This is a genomic window from Streptomyces sp. NBC_01476 (assembly GCF_036227265.1).
Taxonomy (GTDB): Bacteria; Actinomycetota; Actinomycetes; order Streptomycetales; family Streptomycetaceae; genus Actinacidiphila.
The window spans coordinates 3,103,645-3,119,889 of record NZ_CP109446.1 but is presented as its reverse complement, the minus strand read 5'-3'; the positions used below and the strand labels follow the sequence as shown (position 1 = coordinate 3,119,889).

The following is a 16,245-nucleotide window of genomic DNA, read 5'->3' as shown; positions in this document are numbered from 1 at the left end:
ACGACTACGCTAAGGAGCCGTACTCCCGTCCGAGCCTGGAGAAAAACGCACGTGGCCGTGAACCTCGTCAACGTCGAAGCCGTCGGCAAGACATACGGCACGCGCACCCTCCTGGAGTCGCTGAGCATCGGCGTCTCGGAGGGGGACCGGATCGGCGTGGTCGGCCGGAACGGCGACGGCAAGACGACGCTCATCCGGCTGCTCGCCAAGCTGGAGGAGCCGGACACCGGCCGGGTCACCCACCAGAGCGGCCTGCGCTTCGGCGTGCTGACACAGTCCGACGCGCTCGACCCGCGGGCCACCGTCCGGCACGAGATCGTCGGCGACCGCCCCGACCACGACTGGGCCGGCGACGCCCGGATCCGCGACGTGCTGACCGGCCTCTTCGGCGCCCTGGACCTGCCGGGGTTCCCCGACGGCCTGGACACTGTGATCGGCCCGCTGAGCGGTGGCGAGCGGCGCCGTATCGCGCTGGCGAAGCTGCTCATCGACGAGCAGGACCTGCTCGTGCTCGACGAGCCCACCAACCACCTCGACGTGGAGGGCATCGCCTGGCTCGCCGGCCACCTCCGCACCCGCCGCTCCGCCCTGGTCTGCGTCACCCACGACCGCTGGTTCCTCGACCAGGTCTGCACCCAGATGTGGGACGTGCAGCGCGGCACCGTCTACGAGTACGAGGGCGGCTACAGCGACTACGTCTTCGCCCGCGCCGAGCGCGAGCGGATCGCGGCAACCGAGGAGACCAAGCGGCAGAACCTGGTCCGCAAGGAGCTCGCCTGGCTGCGGCGCGGCGCCCCGGCCCGTACCTCCAAGCCGCGGTTCCGGATCGAGGCGGCCAACGCGCTGATCGAGGACGTACCGCCGCCGCGGGACACCGCGGAGCTGATGAAGTTCGCCAACTCCCGCCTCGGCAAGACCGTCTTCGAGCTGGAGGACGTGACGATCACCGCGGGGCCCAAGCAGTTGCTGCAGCACATCACCTGGCAGCTCGGCCCCGGCGACCGGGTCGGCCTGGTCGGGGTGAACGGCTCCGGCAAGACCTCGTTCCTGCGGGCGCTCGCCGCCGCCGCGTTCAGCGGCGGCGACACGCAGCCCGCGCACGGCCGGGTGATCGTCGGCAGGACCGTGAAGCTCGCCTACCTCTCCCAGGAGGTCGCCGAACTGGACCCGGCACAGCGGGTGCTGCAGGCGGTGGAGTCGGTCCGGCAGCGGGTGGACCTCGGCACCGGCCGGGAGATGACCGCGGGCCAGCTCTGCGAGAAGTTCGGCTTCACCAAGGAGAAGCAGTGGACGCCGGTCGGCGACCTGTCCGGCGGTGAGCGGCGCCGGCTGCAACTGCTGCGGCTGCTGATGGACGAGCCGAACGTGCTCTTCCTCGACGAGCCCACCAACGACCTCGACATCGAGACGCTGACCCAGCTGGAGGACCTGCTCGACGGCTGGCCCGGCTCGATGGTGGTGATCAGCCACGACCGCTACTTCCTGGAGCGCACCACCGACCGGGTCTTCGCGCTGCTCGGCGACTCGGCCCTGCGGATGCTGCCGCGCGGGGTGGACGAGTACCTGGAGCGGCGCCACCGGATGGTGGAGGCCGCCGCGCCCCCGCCGCCGGCCGCGAAGGAGAAGCCGGCCGGCGACACCCGCGCGGCCAAGAAGGAACTGCAGCGGATCGAGCGGCAGTTGGACAAGATGGGCGACCGGGAGAGCAAGCTGCACGGCCAGATCGCCGAGCACGCGACCGACTTCGAGAAGGTCGCCGCACTCGACGCCGAGCTGCGGGCGCTGCGCGCGGAGCGCGAGGAGCTGGAGACGCACTGGCTGGAACTCGCCGAGGGCGCGTGAGGCGGCGGGCGCGCACGGAGGAGCGCGTAACGGGCATCTGACGGCGGCCGTGTCACGGTGGGTAGTTGGCGGCGGACGTGTAGCAGCCGGGTAACGGTGCGGCGGCAGCCGGTGGCGTGCGGTGGACCGGGTGGTAGAAAGAATTTCCGTCCCCTGAACTCCGCCGAATGACGTACGAACAGGACCCTGCCGATGTCGCAGCCGCCCCCGCCCCCGGGAAACCCGCCCCCGTACGGGAAGCCCGACGGCACGACACCGCCCCCGCCGCCTCCCGGTTACGGCTACCCGGCGCAGACCCCGCCGCCGGTGGCCGACAACCCGTACGCCACCCCGGTGCCGCCGGCGCAGAATCCTTACGCCGCGCCCACTCAGCCGGCCTTCCCGCAGGCGCAGTTCCCGCCGCCGCCGTACTCCGGGCAGCCGCAACCCCCGTACGGGCAGCCGCCGTACGGCCAGATCCCGCCGCAGGGCCCGTACGGCTACGGCTACCCGCAGCAGCCGCCCCCCTCCGGAGGCGGCCGGAAAAAGCTGACGGCGATCGTCGCGGCCGTCGTCGTGGGGGTGCTGGTGATAGCCGGGGGCGTGTACCTCGCCACCAGGGGCGGCGGGGGCGGCGACCCCAAGCCGCCGGTCGCCTCGTCCGGCGGGCCGACCCGCACGGCCGGCGGCGCGCCGCAGAACAGGAACCTCGCGCTGAAGTGGAGCAAGCCCGCCGACACGGTCGCCGAGAAGGACAATCTCAAGGACTCGGTCGGCGTCTGGTTCACCGACAAGTACGTGGTGAAGAACGAGATCGGCAAGGTCGTCGGCTACGACCTGGCCACCGGCGCCCAGGCATGGTCGATCCCCTTCACCTCCCGCGGTGACTGCACGGCCGCCCGGGACTCGTACAACGACACCGCGGCGATCCAGTACGGCGCCTCCTGCGAGAAGGTCATGGCCGTCGACCTGGCCGCGGGCAGGACGCTCTGGTCGGTGACCCTGCCCGGCGCCACCGGCTCCTCGATCGACTTCGACTACACCGAGATGGCGATCAGCGGCAACACCGTCGGCGTGGACTGGCTGAACGGCTCGGCCGGCTACCGCCTCACCGACCACAAGCAGCTGTGGAGTTCCGGCAACGGCGACTGCGAGGACGACGGGTACGCCGGCGGCAAGCAGTTCGTGGCGGTCGTCAACTGCGGTTACGACACCTACAAGGTGCAGCTGATCGACACCGCGGGCAACGGCGCCCCGAAGTGGTCGTGGACCGCGCCGACCGGCACCAAGGTGAACGCGATCGTCTCCACCGACCCGGTGGTGGTGCTGCTCGGCACCGAGGGCACGACCTTCACCGACGCCGCCACGATCGTGGGCGGCCGCCTGCAGTCGCGGGTTTCGCTCGGCACCGACAAGTACGACATCGACAACGACGGCACCGAGAAGCAGTCCGTGCACAATGTGCTCGCCGACAGCACCACCTTGTATCTGACCCTGCGCAGCCAGACCGACAGCAACGGCAAGGTGCTCAGCGGGATCGTCGCCTTCAACCTCAGCGACGGCAAGCAGAAGTGGGTCGCCAAGCCGGCCGACAACCACGCGATCAGCGGGCTCGCCTTCCAGGACGGCAAGCTGCTGGCGTTCGAGCCGCCGGACTACGAGGTGCAGGGCAAGCTCGTCACGCTCGACCCGGCGACCGGCACGATCAGCCCGTACGCGAGCTTCTCCGCCGACGCCTACCAGCAGATGGAGAACGGCGGCCTGCACGACTACTTCGTGTGGCACGGCGGGCAGTTCTACTACGTGTCGCGGACGGTCTACTCGTCGGCGGACGTCGAGCGGCACCAGCAGTACCTGCAGGTGTTCGGGTGAGCGGGGAGACCGGACCTGTCGCAATTTGCCGGAGCGTATCGTCCGGATGAGGCCGCGCGTGGTCCGGTGACCGTGTAGCTTCGCCGCCAGCGGGGCACAGCGGCACGGGCCCCCGGGGGGATTGGGGAAAGCCGACATGGGCGTACGGCTCGTCGTGGTCGACGACCACCGGCTGCTCGCCGAGGCGCTGGCCTCGGCACTGAAGCTGCGCGGGCACCGGGTGCTCGCGGCGGCGGCTCCGGCGGCCGGCGCGGCCGAACTGGTGCTGAGCAGGTCACCCGAGGTGTGCCTGTTCGGCACGGCGGCGCCGGCGGAACCGGGGGCGTTCGACGCGGTGGCGCGGATCAAGCGGGACCGGCCCGGGGTGGCCGTGGTGGTGCTGGGCCCGGTGCCCGATCCGCGCGGTATCGCCGCGGCCTTCGCGGCCGGGGCGTCCGGCTATGTCCGCCATGACGAGCGGATCGAGGGCGTCGAGCGGGCGATGGCGAAGGCCAGGGCGGGTGAGGTGGCGATCGCCCAGCCGCTGCTCCAGGGCGCGTTCGCCGAACTGCTCAACCCGGCGCGGCAGCCGGACGACGAGGGTGCGCGGCTGCTGGAGATGCTCACCCCGCGCGAGATCGAGGTGCTGGTCCGGGTGGCCGAGGGCGAGGACACCCGGCTGATCGCGGCGGGCATGCGGATCGCGCCGAGCACCGCGCGGACGCATGTGCAGCGGGTGCTGATGAAGCTGGGCGTGGGCTCCCGCCTGGAGGCGGCGGCCCTGGCCGCCCGCACCGGCCTCCTCGACCGCGCGGCCCGGACCCCCGGCCCCGCCTGACCCCCGCGCACCCGTACGCCCGGCCCCGCCTGACCTCCGCGCGGCCCGGACGCCCCTCCGCCTCCGCCCCGGGCGGCCCCCCGGGCCCGGGAATCCCCGGTCCCGGGCCCGGGCCTTCGGCCCCGCCCCCCGCGGTCCGCCGCGGCTGCCCCGCACCCACGGACCCCGCCGTCGACGCACCGCACCGGCGCCCGGGCTTTGCCGTTTCCGGCCCCCGGCCCGGTGGGCGGGTCTCTCGCCGCCCGCGTGCGGTCCCGCGAGGCCCCGCGCGCGGCGGACCGCGTGCCGCGCGGGGGTTTCGCCGGTTGCCGCGCCCCCCGGGCGCGTGACGTGTCCCACCTGCTGACATCTGTTCGGCTTTGTTTGGTTACCTCCAGGTGTCCTCCGGGGGCCCTCGGAGATTCCCTCGGCGCGGGCAATCCGATCAATGTGAGTTCGGTGCGCTCCGCGCATTGACTGAGCTGTTCTGTTGTGGTTCATTGTGTGCGGTTCTGTTGGGAGATTGTGGTGTGAGGTGCCGCAGGGTGAAGAAGACGACGACGCTGCTCGCGGACGGCCGTGAGCTCATCTACTACGACTCCGCCGATTCGGTGGTGCGCGACGCCGTCGACCTGCGCCCGCTGGAACCCGTCGCCACCACGTCCGACGTGCGGGAGGACCGGCTGCTCGGCGACGCCGTGGCCATCGCCTCCCACCGCCAGGGCCGCACGTACCACCCGCCCGCCGACGAGTGCCCGCTCGACCCGTCGCGGGACGGCCGGCTCACCGAGATCCCGGCCTCCGACTACGAGGTCGTGGTCTTCGAGAACCGCTTCCCGTCGCTGACCGGCGGCAAGGGCCGCTGCGAGGTGGTCTGCTTCACCTCCGACCACGACGCGTCCTTCGCCGACCTGACCCCGGCCCGCGCCCGCCTGGTGCTCGACGCGTGGACCGACCGCACCCAGGACCTCTCCCAGCTGCCGGGCGTCGTGCAGGTCTACCCGTTCGAGAACCGCGGCGAGGAGATCGGCGTCACCCTCGGCCACCCGCACGGCCAGATCTACGGCTACCCGTTCGTCACCCCGCGCACCGCCCTGATGCTGCGCTCGCTCGCCGAGCACCGCGAGCGCACCGGCGGCCGCAACCTCTTCGACGACGTCCTCGCCGACGAGATCGCCGACGGCCGCCGGATCGTGCTGACCGGCGAGCACTGGACCGCCTTCACCCCGTACGCGGCGCACTGGCCGTACGAAGTGCACCTCTACCCCAACCGCCGGGTGCCGGACCTGCTGGGGCTCGACGAGGACGCCCGGGCGGAGTTCCCGCACATCTACCTCGAACTGCTGCGCCGCTTCGACCGGATCTTCGGCGACGACCAGCCGCCGACGCCGTACATCTCCGGCTGGCACCAGGCGCCCTTCACCGCGCCGGACCGCCGGGACTTCGCCCTCCACCTGGAGCTTTTCACCATCCGGCGAACTTCGGGCAAGCTGAAGTTTCTCGCGGGCTCCGAGTCGGGCATGAGCGCCTTCGTCAACGACGTGCCGCCGGAGTCCGCTGCGATGCGACTGCGAGAGGTAGCAACCTAAGTGAGCACCCTGCGGAAGAAGCTGCTGGTCACCGGCGGAGCCGGTTACGTCGGCGGTGTGGTGGCCGCCCATCTGCTGGAAGCCGGGCACCAGGTGGTGGTACTGGACGACTTGTCCACCGGCTTCCGCGAAGGCGTCCCGGCGGGCGCCGAGTTCGTCGAGGGCCGGATCCAGGACGCCGCCAAGGTGCTGGACGGCTCCTTCGACGCGGTACTGCACTTCGCCGCCTCCTCCCAGGTCGGCGAGTCGGTCGCGCACCCGGAGAAATACTGGCGCAACAACGTGGCCGGCACCCTCGAACTCCTCGACGCGATGCGCGAGTCCGGGGTCCGCACCCTGGTCTTCTCCTCGACCGCCGCCACCTACGGCGAGCCCTCCGAGGTCCCGATCACCGAGAGCGCGGCGACCGCGCCCACCAACCCGTACGGTGCCACCAAGCTCGCCGTCGACCACATGATCAGCGCCGAGTGTGCCGCCCACGGCCTGTCGGCGGTCTCCCTGCGGTACTTCAACGTGGCCGGCGCCTACGGCCGGCAGGGCGAGCGGCACGACCCCGAGTCGCACCTGATCCCGCTGGTGCTCCAGGTCGCCCAGGGCCGGCGCGCGGCGATCTCCGTCTACGGCGACGACTACCCGACGCCGGACGGCACCTGCCTGCGCGACTACATCCACGTCGCCGACCTCGCCGAGGCGCACCTGCTGGCGCTCGACCACGCCCCGGCCGGTGAGCACCTGATCTGCAACCTCGGCAACGGCGAGGGCTTCTCCGTGCTCCAGGTGATCGAGGCGGTCCGCGAGGTGACCGGGCACCCGGTGCCGGCCACCACCGAGCCGCGCCGGGCGGGCGACCCCGCCGTGCTGGTCGCCTCCGCCGACCGCGCCCGCGAGACCCTGGGCTGGCGGCCGAGCCGGACCGGCCTGACCGAAATGGTCCGCGACGCCTGGGACTTCGCCCAGTCACTCCAGAAGTAAGCGGCAAGCAGTCAGCAGCAAGCAGGCAAGCAGCAACAGGCCCTTCGGCGGGAGCAGGAGCAACGATGACGGAAGCCGCACTCGAGCGGGCCTTCACCGACGTCCACGGGCGGGCGCCCGAAGGCGTCTGGGCGGCCCCCGGCCGGGTCAACCTGATCGGCGAGCACACCGACTACAACGACGGCTTCGTGATGCCGTTCGCGCTGCCGCACACCACCCGCGCCGCGGTCGCCCGCCGCGACGACGGGCGGCTGCGGCTGACCTCCGCCGCCATGGACGGCGGCCTGGTCGAGCTGGACGTGGAGACACTGGCCCCCGGCGCCACCGAGGGCTGGGCGAAGTACCCCGCGGCCGTGCTGTGGACGCTCCGGGAGGCCGGCCACGCGATAGGCGGCGCCGACATCCACTACGCCAGCACGGTGCCGGTCGGCGGCGGCCTCTCCTCGTCCGCCGCGCTCCAGGTCGTCACCGCGCTGGCGCTGTGCGAGCTGCACGGCGTGGGGATGTCACGGCAGGACCTGGCGCTGCTCTGCCAGCGGTCGGAGAACGTCTACGTGGGCGCGCCGGTCGGGGTGATGGACCAGACCGCGTCCGCGTGCTGCACCGAGGGACACGCGCTGCACCTGGACGTAAGGACCCTGGCCCAGCGCCAGGTGCCCTTCGACCTGGCCGCCGAGGGGCTGCGGCTGCTCGTGGTGGACACCCGGGTCAAGCACGCGCACGCCGACGGGGCCTACGGGGAGCTGCGGGCGGGCTGCGAGGCCGCCGCGGCGGCCCTCGGGCTGCCCGCGCTGCGGGACGTGGCGTACGACGACCTGGGCGCCGCGCTGGCCGCGCTGCCGGACGAGCGGCTGCGCCGGCTGACCCGGCACATCGTCACCGAGAACCGCCGGGTCGAGGAGGTGCTGGGTCTGCTGGACGCCGGCCGCACACCCGAGATCGGGCCGGTCCTCACCGCGGGGCACGCCTCGCTGCGTGACGACTTCCGGATCTCCTGCGCCGAGCTGGACCTGGTGGTCGACACGGCCCTGTCCGAGGGGGCGCTCGGGGCGCGGATGACCGGGGGCGGGTTCGGCGGGTCGGCGATCGTGCTCCTGGAGGAGTCGGCGGAGGCGAAGATCAGCGCCGCGGTCGCCCAGGCACTCCCGTCGTCCCGGCAGTTCGTCACCACCCCCGGCCCGGGTGCCCACCGCGTCCGCTGACCGCGGCGGCGCCCCCGGAAGGGTGCGGTCGGCCAGGACGGTGCCGGGGGCGCCCCCGGACTCCGTGCGGGGGAGGAACGGCGCGAGCGGCCTCGACGGCGCCGCGCACGGCGGCCGGCCGGGCCCGTGCCGGCCTTCCCGCGCGGCCCGGACGGGACGTCCCGTCACCTGTGCCTCACCCGCCCCCCGCCGGAGGCAACCGCTGCCGGTAACTTCCGCCAAGACGGTTCCAATCGCCCGTCGAACCCCTACGCTTTTGCCACGACACCGGTGGGGGCCGGTGTCCATCAGGGGGCGAGACGCAAGGGGTTCGGCACCCGGCGGGGCGGCGGTCCCGGTCCGGGTGCCGGATCCCACGCGAATGACGCCCCGCCGCCACTGGGGGTGTGCCCTGTCATGGGAGTGGTGTTCCGTGGGACGAATCCGCGTTCTCGTCGTTGATGACCATCGCATCTTCGCCGAGTCGCTTGCCGCCGCGCTCGCGGCGGAACCCGACGTCGACGTCTCGGCCGCGGGGAGCGGCCCCGCCGCGCAGCGCTGTCTTGACCGGGCGGCGGTGGACAACCGGCGCTACGACGTTCTGCTGGTCGACGCCGATCTGGGGGCGGGCCCGCGCCCGCCGGTGACGCTGGCGGCGGTGCCGCCGCTGTCGGAGCGCCGGGCGGCCGAGCACCGGCCGCCGGAGCCGCGTGAGCCACGTGAGCCGCGTGAGCCACGTGAGACCGTCCTCGACGGCCTCGCGCTGGTCGAGCGGGTGCGCGCGGAGTATCCCGGCATCCGTACCGTCGTGCTCGCCGAGCGGGACGACCCGGTACGGGCCGCCCGCGCGCTCCAGGCCGGCGCTTCGGGCTGGGTGGCCAAGGACTGCTCGCTCTCCCGGCTGCTCGCTGTGGTCCGCGGGGTGCTGCGGGACGAGACGCATCTGCCGCCGGCGCTGCTGACCGCGGTGCTGCGGGAGCTGACCGCGGCCCGCAGGCACCGGACCGAGAGCGAGCAGCTGGTCGAGTCGCTGACGCCGCGCGAGCAGGAAGTGCTGCGCTGCATGGTGGCGGGCCTGGGCCGCAAGGCGGTCGCCGAGCGGCTCTTCCTGTCCCCGCACACGGTGCGTACGCACATGCAGAACGTGCTGGGCAAGCTCGGTGTGCACTCCACGCTGGCCGCGGTCGCGCTGGCCCGCAGGGCCGGGGTGGGTCCGGTGGAACTGGTGCCGTCAGCCGGGGACGTTGTCGAACGGCGCGGTCAGCTGTCGTAGCAGCGAGGCCAGTTCGGTCCGCTGCCGCTCGCTCAGCTCGCCCAGGATGGCCCGCTCCTGGGCGAGCAGCCCGGCCAGTGCCTCGTCGGCGCGGTTCTGGCCCTCCGGGGTGAGCCGCACCAGCACCCCGCGCCGGTCGCTGGGGTCGGGCAGCCGCTCCACCAGCCCGCGCTTGGCGAGCCGGTCGATGCGGTTGGTCATGGTGCCCGACGTGACCAGCGTCTGGGTGAGCAACTGCCCCGGCGAGAGCTGGTACGGCGGCCCGGTGCGCCGCAGCGCGGTGAGCACGTCGAACTCCCACGGCTCCAGCCGGTGCTCGGAGAACGCCAGCCGCCGGGCGCGGTCCAGGTGCCGGGCGAGCCGGCTGACCCGGCTCAGCACCTCCAGCGGTTCCACGTCGAGGTCGGGGCGCTCTCGGCGCCATGCAGCGACCAGCCGGTCGACCTCGTCCTCCATGCCGCCCAGTGTAGTAGGTCTGTCGATATGAAGTCTCTTGACATCAAGATATCTGGGGTGGAGGCTGAGGAACCGAGGAAGGGAGCACGCACGATGCAGCACGCCCCGACATGGGACCCCCAGCAGTATCTCCACCACGCGGACCACCGCACCCGGCCGTTCCACGACCTGCTGGCCCGGATCACCGCACTGCCCGGCGGCGGCGCGCCCCGGATCGCCGACATCGGCTGCGGCCCCGGCAATGTCACCGTCCAGCTCGCCACCCGCTGGCCGGCCGCGCGGATCACCGGCTTCGACAGCTCCCAGGAGATGCTGGACGCCGCGGCGCGGTACGCCGGGCCCACCCCGGGCGGCGGTGAGCTGGACTTCGAGCCCGCCGACGCGACCCGCTGGACGCCCGACGGCGGCTACGACCTGATCGTCTCCAACGCCGCCCTGCAATGGGTCCCCGGGCACGCCGAACGCTTCCCCGACTGGCTGGGCCGGATCACCCCCGGCGGTGTCTTCGCCTTCCAGGTGCCGGGCAACTTCTCCGCTCCCAGCCACACGCTGCTCGCCGGACTCTGCCAGAGCCCGCGCTGGCGCGACCGGCTCGGCGACGGCGCCCGCCGCCACCTGCATGTCCTCAGCCCGGAGGAGTACCTGGAGCGGCTCACCGGCCTCGGCTGCGAGCAGGTGGACGTCTGGGAGACCACGTATCTGCAGCTCCTCCAGGGCGAGGACCCGGTACTGGAGTGGACGAAGGGCACCGCGCTGCGGCCGGTGCTGACCGCGCTGGGGGAGGACCGGGCGGCGGTCGCGGAGTTCACCGGCCAGTACCGGGAACTGCTGCGCGAGGCGTATCCCGCGGGCCCGCACGGTACGGTCTTCCCCTTCCGCCGGATCTTCGCCGTCGCCAGGACCGCGGGGCCGGCCGCCACGAAGGAGAGCACCGCATGATCGCCGCTGTGGACCACGTCCAGCTCGCCGCGCCGCCCGGCAGCGAACCGGAGCTGCGGGCGTACTACACCGGAGTGCTCGGCATGACCGAACTGCGCAAGCCGCCGGTGCTCGCGGCCCGCGGCGGCTGCTGGTTCGCGGCCGGCGGCGCGGTGCTGCACCTCGGCATCGAGGAGGACTTCCGGCCGGCCCGCAAGGCCCATCCAGGGCTGCGGGTCACCGGGATCCACGCCTACGCCAAACGCCTTCAGGGGCAGGGCGCGGCGGTGGTCTGGGACTACGACCTGCCGGGGTTCGAGCGCTTCTACTCCCAGGACCCGGTGGGGAACCGCCTGGAGTTCCTTGAGCCCGCGCCGATGAAGAGCGCCTGACCCGTACCCACGGTCGCGGGGGCCTTGCGGCAGGGCCCCTCAGAGGGTCAGGAACGCGCCGCCCAGCAGCACCGCGCCCGCCGTCGCCAGCCCCCAGGCGATCCGCGAGGTCCGCAGCCCGGCGGCCACCACCAGGGCGGCCAGCAGCAGCGCCCCGCCGAAGGGCACCCAGGCGAAGAGCAGCCCGCCGAAGCCGGCCCGTACCCCGGTGTCCGTGCCGGGCTCCATCACCACGTCCACCGTGTCGCCGACGTGGTGCCGTACCGGCAGGCTCACCGTCACCTCGGGCCGGGCGGTCGCCGCGCCCTTCGGCGTGAACGGGCCGGTGCAGTCGTCGGAGGAACCGCACGCGGCCAGTGTCACGGTGCCCTGGTCGCGGCCCTTGGTCAGCACCACGTACTGCGCGGTCTGCCAGGAGTTCCAGCCGGCCGCCACCAGCAGCAGCAGTGCCAGCGCCGCCGCCCCCACCATGCGGACAAACCGCCCGAGCCCCGACGCCCCGTCAGGGCTGCCATTCGCCATGCTGGCGATCTTTGGCCATGGCGTGCCGTCCGGTCAACTCGGCTGGTCGGCACGGTCTTTGGGGTGCCGGAAAGGCTAGCCGTGGTAGGCGCTCTGGGCCCGTTCCAGACCCTGCGTGATGAGGGCCTCCACCGCGTCGGCCGCCCGGTCCACGAACCAGTCCAGTTCCTTGCGCTCGGCCGCGGAGAAGTCCTTGAGCACGAAGGCCGCCACGTCCATCCGGCCGGGCGGCCGGCCGATCCCGGCCCGCACCCGCAGATAGTTCGCGCCCAGCGACTTGGTGATGGACTTCAGGCCGTTGTGGCCGTTGTCGCCGCCGCCCAGCTTCAGGCGCAGCGTGCCGAAGTCGATGTCCAGTTCGTCGTGGACGGCGATGATCCGCTCGGTCGGGACCTTGTAGAAGTCCTTCAGCGAGGTCACCGGGCCGCCGGACAGATTCATGTACGACATCGGCTTGGCCAGCACCACCCGCCGGCTCGCCGGGCCCACCGGGCCGAGCCGGCCCTCGACGACCTGGGCCTGTGCCTTCTGGGCGCGCTTGAACGTCCCGCCGATCCGCTCGGCGAGCAGGTCGGCGACCATGAAGCCGATGTTGTGCCGGTTCCCCGCGTACTCGGGTCCCGGATTGCCCAGGCCGACGATCAGCCAGGGTCCTGTGTTCTCGGTCATCCGCGTCTCCGTGCTCTGCGCAGGCCGTCGGGAATGCGGCCGCCGCCGCACCCCGGAGGGTACGACGGCGGCCGGGTGGTGCGGGGGCCGGGCGGGTGGATCAGGCCTCGGCGGGGGCTTCCTCGGCCGGGGCGGCGGCGGTCTCGCCCTCCTCCTCGGCGGTCTCGGCCTCCGCCTGCGCGGAGACGACCTGGATGACGATCGCGTCCTCGTCGACGGCCAGCGTGGTGCCCTTGGGCAGCTCGATGTCCTTGGCGAGGATCGAGGCACCGGCCTCCAGGCCCTCCACGGAGACGGTGACGCCCTCGGGGATGTGGGTGGCCTCGGTCTCCACCGGCAGGGTGTTGAGCACGTGCTCCAGCAGGTTGCTGCCCGGGGCCAGTTCGCCCTCGACGTTGACCGGGATCTCGACGGTGACCTTCTCGCCGAGCTTCACCGAGAGCAGGTCGACGTGCTCAAGGAAGCCCTTCAGCGGGTCGCGCTGCACGGCCTTGGGGATGACCAGCTCGGACTTCCCGTTGATCTCCAGGGAGATGAGCACGTTGGCGGTGCGCAGCGCGAGCAGCAGCTCGTGGCCGGGGACGGAGACGTGCTTGGGCTCGGCGCCGTGGCCGTAGATCACGGCGGGGACCTGGTTGGCGCGGCGCACCCGGCGGGCGGCGCCCTTGCCGAACTCGGTGCGCGGCTCGGCGGCGATCTTGACTTCGGCCATGGGGATCGGACTCCTCGTAACGAAAGACGGTGACAACGGTCGCCCGGCCCTGTGACGGGGCCGTTCCACGACGCACCTCCGCCTGGGCGGAGACCGGTTACGAGGAGCGCGCCGATTACGGAGTGCGGGCCGGACACGCGTCCGGGGCCTCCCTCGCCGAGCAACGCGGACAGCGTAACCGGCGGGAAGGCCCCGGACGAAATCGGGTCGGATCAGGCTTCAGTGCTGATTGCCGTTGGAGTCCTCGAAGAGGCTGGTCACCGAGCCGTCCTCGAAGACCTCACGGACGGCGTTGGCGATGGTCGGCGCCATCGACAGCACGGTGATCTTGTCGAGGTTGATCTGGCCGGGCGTCGGCAGTGTGTCGGTGAGAATGAACTCACTGACCCGGGAGTTCTTCAGCCGGTCCGCCGCGGGGCCGGAGAGCACCCCGTGGGTCGCGGTCACGATGACATCCTCCGCGCCGTTGGCGAAGAGCGCGTCGGCGGCGGCGCAGATGGTGCCGCCGGTGTCGATCATGTCGTCGACCAGCACGCAGACCCGGCCCTTGACGTCACCGACGACCTCGTGGACCTTCACCTGGTTGGCGACGTCCGGGTCACGGCGCTTGTGCACGATGGCCAGCGGCGCGCCCAGCCGGTCGCACCAGCGGTCGGCCACCCGGACCCGGCCGGCGTCGGGGGAGACGATGGTGAGCTTGGCGCGGTCCACCTTGTCGCCGACGTAGTCGGCGAGCACCGGGAGGGCGAAGAGATGGTCGACCGGGCCGTCGAAGAAGCCCTGGATCTGGTCGGTGTGCAGATCGACGGTGAGGATCCGGTCGGCGCCCGCGGTCTTGAAGAGGTCGGCCATCAGCCGGGCCGAGATCGGCTCGCGGCCGCGGTGCTTCTTGTCCTGCCGGGCGTAGCCGTAGAAGGGCACGATCACGGTGATGCTCCGCGCGGAAGCCCGCTTGAGAGCGTCGATCATGATCAGCTGTTCCATGATCCACTGGTTGATCGGGCTGGTGTGGCTCTGGATCAGAAAGCAGTCGGCCCCGCGGGCCGACTCCTCGAAGCGCACATAGATCTCGCCGTTGGCGAAGTCGAAAGCCTTGGTCGGCACGAGCTCGACCTCCAGCTGTGCTGCCACCGCCTCCGCCAGATCGGGGTGGGCGCGGCCGGAGAAGAGCATCAGCTTCTTCTCACCGGTCGTCTTGATCCCGGTCACTGCACCGTCTCCTTGGTGTTCGACTGGTGTTCGACGCAGCGCCGCCCCGAGTTGGGCGGGCTGGCGGAATTGTGTGCACCCCACACGGTACGCCCCATCCGGGACACCTGTGCACCTCGGAGGGGGTGGATGAGACCACCCTCACTCGCCCTGCGGGCCGCCTTGCTGCTGTGCGCGTTCGGCCGCCTGCGCAGCGGCACTGCCAGGCCTTTTCCTGGCCACCCAGCCCTCGATGTTGCGCTGCTGGCCGCGTGCCACGGCCAGCGAGCCGGACGGTACGTCCTTGGTGATGACCGAGCCGGCCGCGGTGTACACGCCGTCCCCGATCACCCGGGGGGCGACGAACATGTTGTCCGCGCCGGTCTTGCAGTAACTGCCGATCGTGGTGTGGTGCTTGTGCTCGCCGTCGTAGTTCACGAAGACGCTCGCGGCGCCGATGTTGGTGTGCTCGCCGATGGTCGCGTCGCCGACGTAGCTCAGGTGCGGCACCTTGGTGCCCTCGCCGATCTCGGCGTTCTTCATCTCCACGAAGGTGCCGGCCTTGGCCTTGTGCCCGAGCCGGGTGCCGGGACGCAGGTACGCGTACGGGCCGACGTTCGCCTGCGGGCCGATCTCGGCCTGGTCGGCGACGGTGTTGGAGACCTTGGCGCCGGCGCCCACCGCGGTGTCGGTGAGGGTGGTGTTGGGGCCGACCTCGGCGCCCTCGGCGAGGCTGGTGGCGCCCAGCAGTTGGGTGTTGGGGTGCACCAGCGCGTCGGGGGCGAAGGTGACGCCGGCGTCCACCCAGGTGGTGGCCGGGTCCACGATGGTGGCGCCGGCCAGCATCGCCTCGGTGAGCAGCCGGTCGTTGAAGACCCGGCGGGCCTCGGCGAGCTGCACCCGGTTGTTGACCCCGGCGATCTCGCGGTGGTCGGCGGCGACGTACGCGCCCACCCGGTGGCCCGCCTCGCGCAGGATCGCCAGGGTGTCGGTCAGGTACTCCTCGCCCTGCGAGTTGTCGGTGGTGACCTTGCCCAGCGCCTCGGCCAGCAGCCGCGCGTCGTAGGCGTACACACCGGAGTTGATCTCGGCGATGGCCCGCTGGCTGTCGGAGGCGTCCTTCTGCTCCACGATCGCGGTGACGTCGCCGCCGGGGCCGCGGATGATCCGCCCGTAGCCGGTGGGGTCGGGCACCTGCGCGGTCAGCACGGTCACCGCGTTCGCGTCGGCCTCGTGGGCGGCCACCAGGGTGGCGAGCGTCCCGGCGGTGAGCAGCGGGGTGTCCCCGTAGGTGACGACCACCGTGCCGTCCAGGGCGACGCCCTGCCGGCTCAGCTCGTCCAGGCCGGTGCGGACCGCGTGCCCGGTGCCGTTCTGCTCGTGCTGCACCGCGGTGAGCGCCCGCGGGTCGAGCCCGGACAGATGCTCGGTGACCTGCTCGCGGCCGTGGCCGACGACCACCACCAGGTGCTCGGGCTCCAGCGCGCGGGAGGCGGCGACGACATGGCCGACCAGGGAACGGCCGCAGAGGGTGTGCAGAACCTTCGGGGTCGCCGACCTCATGCGGGTGCCCTCACCCGCGGCGAGGATCACGACGGCAGCCGGGCGGTTGGGGCTCACGGGGGAGACTCCTCGGCTTCGGGTGTTGGACACCCGAAGGATACCGACGGACGCCGAGGACGCTGACGCGCGCCGGTGGGCACCGCTGAGGTCGGACGATGGACGTGCTCTGCTCCGCCGCCAGGACTCGAACCCGGACTTAAGGCACCAAAAGCCCCAGTGCTGCCGATTACACCACGGCGGATCAACACGGCACCGCCGGTCCGTACTCCGGCCTGCCGGGCTGGTCACCCCCATCATGCCGTACGAGCCCCTGTGCTCGCG

The 16,245-nt window shown here is 72.2% G+C and carries 15 protein-coding genes and 1 tRNA gene; 9 read left to right on the top strand and 7 right to left on the bottom strand.

The window, feature by feature from the left end; translation table 11 throughout:
- Window positions 1-51: 51 nt before the first annotated feature.
- The 7 genes from OG552_RS13880 to OG552_RS13850 all read left to right on the top strand — a co-directional run bounded on the left by OG552_RS13880 (window position 52) and on the right by OG552_RS13850 (window position 9,504).
- Complete coding sequence (locus OG552_RS13880) at window positions 52-1,842, top strand: ABC-F family ATP-binding cassette domain-containing protein (protein WP_329132717.1); 1,791 nt, start codon at window positions 52-54, stop codon at window positions 1,840-1,842.
- 192 nt (window positions 1,843-2,034) lie between these two features.
- On the top strand, window positions 2,035-3,693 hold the full coding sequence (locus tag OG552_RS13875) for an outer membrane protein assembly factor BamB family protein (RefSeq protein WP_329132715.1): 1,659 nt from the start codon (window positions 2,035-2,037) through the stop codon (window positions 3,691-3,693).
- Between the two features lie 136 nt (window positions 3,694-3,829).
- The gene (locus OG552_RS13870) at window positions 3,830-4,510 is read left to right on the top strand and encodes a helix-turn-helix transcriptional regulator (protein ID WP_329132713.1); all 681 of its coding nucleotides are present in this window, start codon (window positions 3,830-3,832) and stop codon (window positions 4,508-4,510) included.
- A gap of 524 nt (window positions 4,511-5,034) precedes the next feature.
- Window positions 5,035-6,078, top strand: coding sequence for a galactose-1-phosphate uridylyltransferase (galT, locus tag OG552_RS13865; protein ID WP_329132711.1), 1,044 nt, complete (start codon window positions 5,035-5,037; stop codon window positions 6,076-6,078).
- 9 nt (window positions 6,079-6,087) lie between these two features.
- Entirely contained in the window at window positions 6,088-7,050 is a 963-nt protein-coding gene (gene galE, locus OG552_RS13860; RefSeq protein ID WP_329140801.1) for a UDP-glucose 4-epimerase GalE, read from the top strand.
- Window positions 7,051-7,115: 65 nt separating this feature from the next.
- Window positions 7,116-8,252 (top strand): galactokinase, encoded by a 1,137-nt coding sequence (galK, locus tag OG552_RS13855; protein WP_329132709.1) that lies wholly within the window; start codon window positions 7,116-7,118, stop codon window positions 8,250-8,252.
- A 412-nt stretch (window positions 8,253-8,664) separates the two neighbouring features.
- Complete coding sequence (locus OG552_RS13850) at window positions 8,665-9,504, top strand: response regulator transcription factor (RefSeq protein ID WP_329132708.1); 840 nt, start codon at window positions 8,665-8,667, stop codon at window positions 9,502-9,504.
- Here the strand turns inward: OG552_RS13850 and OG552_RS13845 are convergent.
- The gene (locus OG552_RS13845; protein ID WP_329132706.1) at window positions 9,463-9,960 is read right to left on the bottom strand and encodes a MarR family winged helix-turn-helix transcriptional regulator; all 498 of its coding nucleotides are present in this window, start codon (window positions 9,958-9,960) and stop codon (window positions 9,463-9,465) included. The genes OG552_RS13850 and OG552_RS13845 overlap by 42 nt on opposite strands.
- A 93-nt stretch (window positions 9,961-10,053) precedes the next feature.
- Here OG552_RS13845 and OG552_RS13840 point away from each other — a divergent pair, with 93 nt between their 5' ends.
- Entirely contained in the window at window positions 10,054-10,899 is an 846-nt protein-coding gene (locus tag OG552_RS13840; protein WP_329132704.1) for a trans-aconitate 2-methyltransferase, read from the top strand.
- On the top strand, window positions 10,896-11,270 hold the full coding sequence (locus OG552_RS13835; RefSeq protein WP_329132702.1) for a VOC family protein: 375 nt from the start codon (window positions 10,896-10,898) through the stop codon (window positions 11,268-11,270). The genes OG552_RS13840 and OG552_RS13835 overlap by 4 nt, the downstream gene beginning before the upstream one ends.
- Window positions 11,271-11,309: 39 nt before the next feature.
- Here the strand turns inward: OG552_RS13835 and OG552_RS13830 are convergent, their stop codons facing one another.
- From OG552_RS13830 to OG552_RS13805, 6 genes are all read right to left on the bottom strand, one after another.
- On the bottom strand, window positions 11,310-11,792 hold the full coding sequence (locus OG552_RS13830) for a hypothetical protein (RefSeq protein ID WP_329132700.1): 483 nt from the start codon (window positions 11,790-11,792) through the stop codon (window positions 11,310-11,312).
- A gap of 75 nt (window positions 11,793-11,867) precedes the next feature.
- Complete coding sequence (gene pth / locus OG552_RS13825) at window positions 11,868-12,461, bottom strand: aminoacyl-tRNA hydrolase (RefSeq protein ID WP_329132698.1); 594 nt, start codon at window positions 12,459-12,461, stop codon at window positions 11,868-11,870.
- 100 nt (window positions 12,462-12,561) lie between these two features.
- Window positions 12,562-13,173 (bottom strand): 50S ribosomal protein L25/general stress protein Ctc, encoded by a 612-nt coding sequence (locus tag OG552_RS13820; protein WP_329132696.1) that lies wholly within the window; start codon window positions 13,171-13,173, stop codon window positions 12,562-12,564.
- Window positions 13,174-13,392: 219 nt separating this feature from the next.
- Window positions 13,393-14,382: a ribose-phosphate diphosphokinase gene (locus tag OG552_RS13815; RefSeq protein ID WP_329132694.1), complete on the bottom strand. Its 990-nt coding sequence runs from the start codon at window positions 14,380-14,382 to the stop codon at window positions 13,393-13,395.
- Window positions 14,383-14,523: 141 nt separating this feature from the next.
- The gene (glmU, locus tag OG552_RS13810; protein WP_329132692.1) at window positions 14,524-15,981 is read right to left on the bottom strand and encodes a bifunctional UDP-N-acetylglucosamine diphosphorylase/glucosamine-1-phosphate N-acetyltransferase GlmU; all 1,458 of its coding nucleotides are present in this window, start codon (window positions 15,979-15,981) and stop codon (window positions 14,524-14,526) included.
- A 112-nt stretch (window positions 15,982-16,093) separates the two neighbouring features.
- Window positions 16,094-16,165, bottom strand: a tRNA-Gln gene (locus OG552_RS13805).
- Window positions 16,166-16,245: the final 80 nt, after the last annotated feature.